This window comes from Pantoea sp. R13S299 (genome assembly GCF_048515925.1).
Taxonomy (GTDB): domain Bacteria; phylum Pseudomonadota; class Gammaproteobacteria; order Enterobacterales; family Enterobacteriaceae; genus Pantoea.
On sequence record NZ_JBLYEF010000007.1, the window covers coordinates 110,408 to 118,551 of the forward strand.

At 54.3% G+C, this 8,144-nt stretch carries 7 protein-coding genes and 1 riboswitch; of the genes, 5 read left to right on the forward strand and 2 right to left on the reverse strand.

Features of this window, described 5'->3' with window-relative positions:
- Positions 1-100: 100 nt before the first annotated feature.
- A complete protein-coding gene (oxyR, locus tag ACN1CO_RS22140) occupies positions 101-1,018 on the forward strand; it encodes a DNA-binding transcriptional regulator OxyR (protein WP_419140697.1) in 918 nt (305 codons plus the stop codon).
- Here oxyR and sthA read toward each other — a convergent pair.
- Complete coding sequence (gene sthA, locus ACN1CO_RS22145; RefSeq protein ID WP_136197291.1) at positions 1,001-2,401, reverse strand: Si-specific NAD(P)(+) transhydrogenase; 1,401 nt, start codon at positions 2,399-2,401, stop codon at positions 1,001-1,003. The two genes, oxyR and sthA, sit on opposite strands and share 18 nt — an antisense overlap.
- A 192-nt stretch (positions 2,402-2,593) precedes the next feature.
- Between sthA and fabR the strand changes: the two genes are divergently transcribed.
- A complete protein-coding gene (gene fabR, locus ACN1CO_RS22150; RefSeq protein WP_090967167.1) occupies positions 2,594-3,241 on the forward strand; it encodes an HTH-type transcriptional repressor FabR in 648 nt (215 codons plus the stop codon).
- A 14-nt stretch (positions 3,242-3,255) separates the two neighbouring features.
- Positions 3,256-3,609: a YijD family membrane protein gene (locus ACN1CO_RS22155; RefSeq protein ID WP_003851197.1), complete on the forward strand. Its 354-nt coding sequence runs from the start codon at positions 3,256-3,258 to the stop codon at positions 3,607-3,609.
- Positions 3,610-3,661: 52 nt separating this feature from the next.
- Here ACN1CO_RS22155 and trmA read toward each other — a convergent pair whose 3' ends face one another.
- The gene (trmA, locus tag ACN1CO_RS22160; RefSeq protein WP_008926930.1) at positions 3,662-4,765 is read right to left on the reverse strand and encodes a tRNA (uridine(54)-C5)-methyltransferase TrmA; all 1,104 of its coding nucleotides are present in this window, start codon (positions 4,763-4,765) and stop codon (positions 3,662-3,664) included.
- 98 nt (positions 4,766-4,863) lie between these two features.
- Positions 4,864-5,047, forward strand: a riboswitch (cobalamin riboswitch).
- A 69-nt stretch (positions 5,048-5,116) separates the two neighbouring features.
- Here trmA and btuB point away from each other — a divergent pair.
- Together btuB and murI are read left to right on the forward strand one after the other, a co-directional pair.
- On the forward strand, positions 5,117-6,991 hold the full coding sequence (gene btuB / locus ACN1CO_RS22165; RefSeq protein WP_419140698.1) for a TonB-dependent vitamin B12 receptor BtuB: 1,875 nt from the start codon (positions 5,117-5,119) through the stop codon (positions 6,989-6,991).
- Positions 6,936-7,787 carry a glutamate racemase gene (murI, locus tag ACN1CO_RS22170; RefSeq protein ID WP_419140699.1) on the forward strand — a complete coding sequence of 284 codons (852 nt, stop codon included), beginning with the start codon at positions 6,936-6,938 and terminating at the stop codon, positions 7,785-7,787. Before btuB ends, murI begins: the two co-directional genes overlap by 56 nt.
- Positions 7,788-8,144 lie beyond the last annotated feature (357 nt).

The following is an 8,144-nucleotide window of genomic DNA, read 5'->3' on the forward strand; positions in this document are numbered from 1 at the left end:
CCTTTTGATGGGCGCATTATTCCCAACCACCCTTGATAGGGCCAATCGTTCATTGCTATTCTATCTATCGCCACGGGCTATCGTGGTTTGGAGGGTAATAATGAATATTCGTGATCTTGAATATCTGGTTTCGCTTGCTGAACACCGTCATTTCCGACGTGCGGCGGATGCGTGCCATGTCAGTCAGCCGACGTTAAGCGGGCAGATCCGTAAGCTGGAAGATGAGCTGGGTGTGATGCTGCTGGAGCGCACCAGCCGTAAAGTGCTGTTCACGCAGGCAGGTTTGCTGCTGGTGGATCAGGCGCGAACGGTACTGCGTGAAGTGAAAGTGCTGAAGGAGATGGCCAGTCAGCAAGGGGAAGCGATGTCAGGTCCGCTGCACATCGGCCTCATCCCGACCACCGCGCCTTACTTATTGCCACAGATTATCCCGACGCTGCACCAGACATTCCCGAAACTGGAGATGTATCTGCACGAAGCGCAGACGCAGCAGCTGCTCGCGCAACTCGACAGCGGTAAGCTCGACTGTGCGATTGTTGCGCTGGTCAAAGAGAGCCAGGCCTTTATCGAAGTGCCGCTGTTTGATGAGCCGATGAAGCTGGCAGTCTATGCCGATCATCCCTGGTGCGATCGCGACCGAGTGCCAATGTCCGATCTGGCCGGCGAGAAATTGCTGATGCTGGAAGATGGGCACTGTCTGCGTGATCAGGCGATGGGGTTCTGCTTTGAGGCGGGCGCCGATGAAGATACCCATTTCCGCGCGACCAGTCTTGAGACGCTGCGCAATATGGTGGCGGCAGGCAGCGGCATTACGCTGTTACCGGCGCTGGCAGTTCCACCAGAGCGGATTCGCGATGGTGTCTGCTATCTCACCTGCTACAAACCGGTGCCACAGCGCACGATTGCGCTGGTCTATCGTCCAGGTTCACCTCTGCGCAGCCGTTATGAACAGCTGGCAGAGGCGATTAAAACCCACATGCAGCATTATTTCGACGCTGCGTTAAAACAGGCGGTTTAAGCCATTTAACGCCGCAACGCGATAGGCTTCTGCCATGGTCGGATAGTTAAAGGTGGTATTCACGAAGTACTCAATCGTGTTGCCACCATTTTTTTGCTCCATGATCGCCTGACCGATGTGGATGATCTCGGCGGCACGCTCACCAAAGCAGTGGATCCCCAGGATCTCTTTGGTTTCACGATGGAACAGTATCTTCAGGCTGCCGACGTTCATCCCCACGATCTGCGCTCGCGCCAGATGCTTGAACTGCGCGCGGCCCACTTCGTAAGGCACCTTCATGGCCGTTAGCTGCTGCTCGGTTTTACCTACGGAGCTGATTTCCGGAATGGTGTAGATACCGGTTGGGATATCTTCAATCAGGTGCGCTGTGGCTTCCCCTTTGATAATCGCCTGCGCAGCAATACGGCCCTGATCGTAGGCGGCTGAGGCCAGGCTCGGATAACCGATCACGTCGCCGACAGCATAGATGTGCGGCTGAGCCGTCTGATACATGCTGTTCACTTTCAGCAGGCCACGACCATCCGCTTCCAGACCAACATTTTCCAGCGACAGCGAATCGGTGTTGCCGGTACGGCCGTTGGCGTAAAGCAGGCAGTCCGCTTTCACTTTCTTACCCGACTTCAGATGCATGATGACGCCATCTTCCACGCCTTCGATCTTCTCAAACTCTTCGTTATGACGAATCACCACGCCGCTGTTCCAGAAGTGGTAAGAGAGAGAGTCCGACATCTCCTGATCCAGGAACGCCAGCAGGCGATCGCGGGTGTTAATCAGGTCAACCTTGACGTTCAGACCGCGGAAGATCGACGCATATTCACAGCCAATCACGCCAGCGCCATAAATAATGACGTGGCCCGGTTCGTGGTGCAGGTTGAGGATAGAGTCGGAGTCATAAACGCGCGGATGGGTAAAGTCGACATCGTCAGGATGGTAAGGCCGTGAACCACAGGCGATAACAAACTTTCCGGCCGTCAGCGTCTCACGCGTGCCATCGGGTTGCTCAATCTCCACGGTGTTGGCATCAACGAAATGCGCATCACCCTGATAAAGTTCACAGCGATTACGCTCGTAGAAGCCCTGGCGCATGGCTGTCTGCTGGCTGATCACGCTTTCCGTGTGATTGAGAATATCGGCGAAAGAGGAGCGAAGCAGTCGGGTATGATCGCTGTAGAGTGGGTTCTGGTTGAATTCAATAATGCGACTGACGGCATGGCGAAGGGCTTTAGAAGGGATGGTGCCCCAGTGCGTACAACCGCCGCCGATGTTGTGGTAGCGTTCGATCACGGCGATGCGCGCTCCCTGTTTTACCAGCCCCATCGCCGCCCCTTCACCGCCGGGCCCTGAGCCAATCACAATGGCATCGTAATCGTAAGACTTTTGCATACCGATACGTCCTATTATTTATACATTTTTACAACGAGATTCTAACATCTCGTCGCGCACTTCTGAATTCTATCAGCGATTTTCATCACATTTTGACAAAGAGTGAGGTTCACAGGCGGTGACAAAGATTGCCAATCTGTACGCTGAAAATTTTGTTATAGTGCCCGCTCAACACCGCTAAAGGCAGAGAGAATGGGCGTCAGAGCGCAACAAAAAGAACGTACACGTCGTACGCTGATTGAAGCAGCTTTCAGTCAGCTCAGCGCCGAGCGCAGTTTTGCCAGTCTGAGTTTGCGGGAAGTGGCCCGTGAAGCAGGCATCGCACCCACCTCCTTTTATCGGCATTTTAAGGATGTTGATGAGCTTGGCCTGACGATGGTGGATGAAAGCGGGCTGATGCTGCGACAGCTGATGCGCCAGGCGCGCCAGCGTATCGCCAAAGGTGGCAGCATCATTAAGACGTCGGTGTCGACCTTTATGGAGTTCATCGGCAATAACCCCAACGCTTTCCGCCTGTTACTGCGTGAACGTTCCGGCACATCTGCTGCTTTCCGTGCGGCCGTGGCGCGTGAAATTCAGCACTTTATCGCTGAACTGGCTGATTATCTTGAGGTCGAAAATCGCATGCCGCGCAGTTTTACCGAAGCGCAGGCCGAAGCGATGGTGACCATTGTCTTTAGCGCCGGAGCAGAAGCGCTGGATGTTGATGCTGAGCAGCGACGTAAGCTTGAGGATCGGCTGGTGTTACAGCTGCGTATGATCGCCAAAGGCGCTTATTACTGGTACCGCCGTGAGCAGGAACGACTGGCGGTCACCCTGGAAAAAACCGAAGAGCAATGAGTAAGGATCAGTCCATGACCCACCCAGGTACCCGCGATAAAAGCACTCTGGCACTGGCTTTTATTACCGGCTTAGCGATTAACGGCTCGTTTTCTGTGCTGTTCAGCGCCTTTGTTCCCTTTTCGATTTTTCCGCTGATTGCACTGGGTCTGGCGGCCTGGTGTCTGCATCAGCGTTATCTCAACACCAATATGCCGGACGGCATGCCAGGACTCGCGGCGGCGTTTTTCCTGCTGGGGATTCTGGTTTATAGCGCGCTGGTGCGGGCAGAATACCCGGACATTGGCTCCAACTTCGTTCCTACCGTTCTGATGGTGGCGCTGGTGTTCTGGATTGCGACACGGTTTAAGCGCAAGCGTAATCAGTAGGAATATCATCAGGAATAAATGAAAACGGGAACCTCAGGGTTCCCGTTTTTGTTTACGCTTTACGCGTCAGCAGGACGCCGCATTCCATATGGTGGGTGTAGGGGAACTGATCAAACAGCGCCAGCCGCGTCACGTCATGCGTTTCTGACAGCGTCTGCAGATTGTCGCTCAGGGTCTGCGGGTTGCAGGAGATGTAAAGGATGCGCGGGTACGCCTGCACCATTTTCACCGTCTCTTCATCCAGTCCGCTGCGCGGCGGATCGACAAAAATCGTCTCGCATTCGTAGCTGGTCAGGTCAATCCCTTCCAGACGATTGAAGCTGCGCACGCCATTCATCGCCTGAGTAAACTCTTCCGCCGCCATGCGAATGATCTGCACGTTATCAATCTGATTCACGGCAATGTTGTACTGCGCCGACGCAACAGAGGGCTTGGCGATTTCTGTCGCCAGAACGCGGCGGAAATTACGCGCCAGCGCCAGCGAGAAGTTGCCGTTACCGCAGTAGAGTTCCAGTAGATCGCCCTGTGAATCCTGCGTCACATCCAGCGCCCACTCCAGCATCTGAATATTCATCGCCGCATTAGGCTGTGTAAAACTATTTTCGACCTGACGATAGATAATCTCACGACCCGCCACCGGCAGACACTCATCAACATAGTCGCGATCCAGACAGATTTTAGTCTTAGTCGCGCGGCCAATCAGCTGCACATCCAGCCCTTCCGCGCGCAGCTGGTCACGCAGCGCGGCGGCTGCCTGCTGCCACTCATCGTCCAGCTTGCGGTGATAGAGCAGTGAAATCACAATCTGATTGCTCATGGTCGACAGATAGTCGATCTGGAACAGTTTATGACGCAGGGTGCGGTTATCACGGATCGCGGCGATCATCTTTGGCATCAACTGATTGATCAGCTGGCTGGCCGCCGGGAACTGATCAACCCGGATCCGCTCGCGCGTCTGCTGATCAAAAATGATGTGATAAATATCATCGCCGTCATGCCACAGGCGGAATTCGGCGCGCATCCGGTAGTGGCTGACCGGCGAACGGAACACCTCCACGTCGGGCGCAGCAAACGGCGTCATCATCGTCTCTAAACGACTGACTTTTTCCGCCAGCTGTGCGTCATAGTCTTCAATGGGGAGATGTTCGGGTGTCATGAGCAATCCTGATTAATAGCTTACCAGCGGGCGATTGTAGGCATTCACTTGCTGATGTCCAGTCCTGCAGCGGCTGTCTGGACTTCCGTATCTCCACTCCGTAGACTGCAGACGCCGGCCTCAAGCCCGAGTTAATAGGGAATCCAGTGTGAATCTGGAGCTGACGCGCAGCGGTAAGGAATGTCGTGATGAGTGCAATTGCAGACACTGTCCTCCGGGATGGGAAGTCATCATCACTTATGGTTCCCAGCCCGAAGACCTGCCGGTGTAACGTCGCTACTCGTACAATCATCGCGTGCTATTGATTGTCGGCCTGCGGCATCCTGCTTCGTCTTATGGATGCGATTAAAAATGACAATAAAAACAGCATCGCTGTTCGCTCTGAGCGCAACGGCGATTTCTCTCTGGGCGCAAAACGGTTTTGCGCAGGGGAATGATGATACGCAAATAGTCACTGCCAACCGTTTTGCCGAACCTGTTTCCGGGGTGCTGGCGCCCACCACCGTCGTCACGCGTGATGAAATCGATCGCTGGCAGGCCAAAAGCCTGACGGATGTGATGCGCCGTCTGCCGGGTGTCGACGTCGCGCAAAGTGGCGGATTAGGACAGCAGAGTTCGCTGTTTATTCGGGGTACCGAATCCAGACATGTGCTGATCCTGATTGATGGTATCCGGCTTAATCAGGCGGGTATCACCGGTTCGTCAGACCTCAGCCAGATCCCCCTGTCGCTGGTGCAGCGTATCGAATATATCCGCGGCGCACGTTCTGCGGTCTACGGTTCCGATGCGATTGGCGGTGTGGTGAATATCATTACGGGTCGATCGCAACCGGGTACCACGCTGACGGCGGGCATGGGGTCCAACGGTTATCAATCTTACGACGGCTCAACCCAGCAGATGCTGGGCGATGCGACAAAGCTCACCCTGGCAGGCAACTACACCTATACCAAAGGGTATGACGTAGTAGCGGGCTATCCTAATGACTATGGCCCGGCGCAGCACGATCGCGACGGCTTCATGAGCAAAACCCTGTATGGCAACCTTGAGCATCAGTTCAGCGATGAGCTCAGTGGTTTTGTGCGTGGCTATGGGTTTGATAATCGTACCGCCTACGACGGGTCATACAGCTTTGATGACAACGGCATCAGCGGACTGGCGGATACCCGTCAGTTCTACAGCCAGACCTGGGACACCGGGTTACGCTTCAACCGCGACTTTTACTCTACCCAGCTCATCGCCAGTTATGGCCATACCAAAGACATTAACTACGATCCGCGCAATGGCCGCTACGGTGCTGCGTCGACCTTTGATGATGTCACTCAGTACAATCTGCAGTGGGGTAATACCGTGCAGGTGGGGCAGGGCGCGATCAGTGCGGGTGTTGACTGGCAGAAAGAAACGACTGAGCCAGGCACGAACACTTTGTCAGAGGGCTATGAACAGCGTAATACCGGCCTATACCTGACCGGGCAACAGCAGTTTGGCAGCGTCACCCTTGAAGGTGCGGTACGCGGTGACGACAACAATCAGTTCGGCTGGCATAACACCTGGCAGACGGCGGCCTCATGGGAGTTTATCTCCGGTTACCGCGCATTCTCCTCTTATGGCACCGCCTTCAAAGCGCCAAATCTGTCGCAGGTATACAGCCCGTTTTATGGCAATCGCGACCTCGATCCTGAAAAAAGTAAGCAGTGGGAAGGTGGTTTTGAAGGGCTGAGCGGGCCGGTGAACTGGCGCGTGTCGGGTTATCGCAACGACATTGATAATCTCATTGATACCGATCCGCAGACCTTCCGTTACTTCAACATTAAGCAGGCGCGTATTAAAGGCGTTGAAGCCACAGCAGGATTCGATACCGGGCCGCTGACGCATCAGCTCTCATATGATTATGTCGACGCACGGGATGGCAGTACCGATCAGCCACTCATTCGCCGCGCTAAGCAGCAGGTGAAGTATCAGCTCGACTGGACGTTGTATGAGTTTGACTGGTCGGTGACTTATCACTATCTGGGCGACCGTTATGATACTGACTTCAACAGCACGCCCAGCCGTCGCGTGAAGTTAGGAGGCGTGAGCCTGTGGGATCTCGCCGTCTCATATCCGGTCACTTCACAACTCACGGTTCGTGGTAGAATTGCCAACCTGTTCGATAAAGATTACGAGACAGTGTATGGCTATCAGACTCCAGGACGAGAGTATTACCTCAGCGGCAGCTACAACTTCTGATTTGCGTCCCACCGTGCTGGTGTTTGATTCCGGTGTCGGTGGGCTTTCTGTCTATGATGAGGTCCGTCAGCTATTGCCGGATCTTCATTACCTCTATGCCTTCGATAACGCTGGCTTCCCCTACGGCGAGAAAAGCGAAACCTTCATCGTGGAACGGGTGGTCGCCATCGTTGAGGCCATTACCCAGCGCTATCCTCTCTCGTTAGTCATCATCGCCTGCAATACGGCCAGCACGGTTTCATTGCCCGCTTTACGTGAACGCTTTGTGTTTCCTGTTGTGGGTGTGGTTCCGGCGATTAAACCTGCTGCGCGACTGACCCGTAATGGTGTGGTCGGGTTACTGGCGACGCGGGCTACAGTGCGCCGTCCTTATACCCATGAGCTGGTGGCGCAGTTTGCCGGTTCCTGCCACATTGAGATGCTGGGATCAGCTGAGCTGGTGGAGCTGGCCGAAGCGAAGCTGCACGGTGCGGAGGTTGCACTGGATGAGGTGCGCCGTATTGTTCAGCCCTGGCTGCGGATGGCTGAACCCCCGGATACTGTCGTTTTAGGCTGTACGCACTTCCCTTTACTGCGCGAAGAGTTGCAGCAGGTGCTACCTGAAGGGACGCGTCTGATTGATTCCGGTGCGGCAATTGCACGACGTACGGCCTGGCTGCTGGAGCATGAAGCGCCTGAAGTTAATTCTTCGCAACAGAACGTCGCGTTCTGTACTGAGCTGGATGGCGAAGCGGGTCAATTATCACCCGTTTTACAGCGTTATGGCTTCCCGTTGCTTGAAAAACTGGCGCTTTAGCGGCTTTTAGCTGAAAAAATCAGCACTCGGAATTTTATTTCAAATTAGCTCTTGTCAGTCTCCGAGAACTCCCTATAATGCGCCTCCACTGACACGGCACAACGGCTTACGAAGCGCCGGGTTGAGTAGGTTCGAAATCATACGAACCAGTGAGTTAAGCGAAAATAAATGCTTGACTGACAATGCGGAAAGCGTAATATACGCAGCCCGCGCCGCAGTAAATCGCGGCATGCTCTTTAACAATTTATCAGACAATCTGTGTGGGCACTCGCAGGATTGATATCAGCGTCTCCGGACGTAAAAAAATATCAAGCCTCACGAGTGAACACATAATGAAATTCATTATGACGTTTTACA